At 44.7% G+C, this 1,582-nt stretch carries 2 protein-coding genes; one reads left to right on the forward strand and one right to left on the reverse strand.

What is annotated here, in order from left to right:
- Positions 1-101: 101 nt before the first annotated feature.
- On the reverse strand, positions 102-824 hold the full coding sequence (nfsA, locus tag R7Q47_RS23970) for an oxygen-insensitive NADPH nitroreductase (protein ID WP_031820832.1): 723 nt from the start codon (positions 822-824) through the stop codon (positions 102-104).
- Between the two features lie 195 nt (positions 825-1,019).
- Here nfsA and R7Q47_RS23975 point away from each other — a divergent pair.
- A partial coding sequence (locus R7Q47_RS23975) for a MarC family protein (protein WP_031842936.1) occupies positions 1,020-1,582 on the forward strand: 563 nt, incomplete at its 3' end.

Consider the following 1,582-nt stretch of genomic DNA (forward strand, 5'->3'; position numbering starts at 1 on the left):
ACCAAGAAAATCTACCGACTAATTATCTCGTTGTATTAAATAGGATTATCAATAGTGTGACCCATATCTCGTTTTTTTTGTTTCGTTGTCTTTCAGCATGGTCACTTCTTTGCTAACCCCTTCTCATTCAAATACGGAAGAATATGCGGACGAGACTCACCAGCTAGCTTGCTCGTAACTTCTTGTGACCACGTACTTTGTTTTTGATTGCTTGAGCGGTTTGCATAGTAGTTCTGCATCGTTTGGTCGTATGCTTGAATGTCATCTAAGTTGAGATCTTGGTACTGGTTCTCGTGCACCACCACGTGCGCAGGTAGGCGAGGTTTAACTTCTGGGTTTTGATCTGGGTGGCCCAAACACATACCAAATAGGATGGCGGTATTCTGGGGTAGCCCCAGTAGCTCATCCACTTGCTGAGCATTATTTCTTAAACCGCCAATGTATACGCCTCCCAAGCCCATCGATTCTGCTGCCAGTAAGCAGTTTTGAGCCATGATTCCAGAGTCTACGGCACCTATGAGCGTTAACTCTGTGAAATCGGCCTGAACATCAGGATTAATACTGGCGTGACGCTGGTAGTCGATACAGAACACCAAGAACTCTGCCGCGCTTTCAACGTATGCTTGATTCCCTGCAAATTTCGCTAGTTGTGATCTCTTCTCTATGTCCGTGACTCTAACAATTGATACTACCTGCAACATACTGGATGAGGATGCGGCAAGACCCGCTTGAAGGATGGTTTCCAGTTGCTCTTTATCGATAGGCTGTGAGGTAAATTTACGAATGGAACGGTGGCCAAGAATGGTTTGGATCGTACTGTTCATGATGACTTAACATCCTTTGTTCTATTTTTAGGCTGAGCGTTCACCTTAGCGGTATTTAATGAATGGGTAAACTATCGCGAAAGAAAAACTGTGCCTTAGAGCATAAGTTTGAGTTCAGACTGGGGAAACGGCGCGCATTCTGTTTGTGAAGGTATATACTGTTTTTAGAATCAATAGTTTATCTGCGTTGGAAAGATGAAAGAGCTGATCCTTCATACTGTCACTGTGTTCATGGGCTTCTTTGCGATCATGAATCCCATTGCCAATATTCCTATCTTTTTGAGCCTCACGGCGGATGAAGATAAAGAGACCGTTCGATCAATCGCACTTCGTTCGGTGTTTATTGCTTTTGTCATCGTGGCTATTTTTGCCATCGCAGGAAAAGTGATTTTCGACCTCTTTGGTATCACCCTTTATGCGCTGCGCATTACTGGGGGGATCTTAGTCTTCATGATTGGTTTTAATATGTTGCAAGGAGATTCCACGCATCAAAAAACCAAGGAAAAAGCGTATTCGCCTGCGCAGCAACAGGCAGCCTTGAGTATTGCCGTATCACCGTTGGCGATGCCAATACTCGCGGGGCCGGGTACGATTGCGACAGCGATGAACTTTGCGACCACAGGTGGTTTTGACCAAACCATTATTACCATCGTTTCATTTGCGGTTCTTTGTATCATCACCTACATATTGTTCCTGTTCGGGGACAAACTGGTCAAAGCGGTAGGGCCTAGTGCTTTGAATGTGGTGACAAAAATGAT

It is taken from the genome of Vibrio sp. Vb0349, from assembly GCF_033338975.1.